The organism is Pseudomonas sp. AIG (genome assembly GCF_977020205.1).
The window spans coordinates 1-270 of record NZ_CDROCK010000165.1; the positions used below are offsets into that span (position 1 = coordinate 1).

The following is a 270-nucleotide window of genomic DNA, read 5'->3' on the forward strand; positions in this document are numbered from 1 at the left end:
TGATCGCCGGTCTAGGGGGGGGCGGAATCAGGGCCGGGCAAAAGTGTGCGGCCGGCGATTTGGATGAACGGGGGCAGGAGACCCGCCGTGACGAGATCGGCCAGTTGATGCTGGCGATGCAGCAGATGGGAGCGGGGCTCAGCACGATCGTCAGCGGGTTGCAGGCGGGGATCGAGCAACTGGCCAGTTCGGCGCAATCGTTGTCGGCGGGGACTGGAAAAAACAAACCTTAGGGCCGCAGCCCGAAGGGGGAAAACGGGCAGGGCGCCA

General features: G+C 65.6%; 1 pseudogene. It reads left to right on the forward strand.

Going from position 1 to position 270, the window contains the following annotated elements:
• Window positions 1–270, forward strand: a pseudogene (locus ACWR1S_RS30970) (HAMP domain-containing protein); the annotation flags it as partial.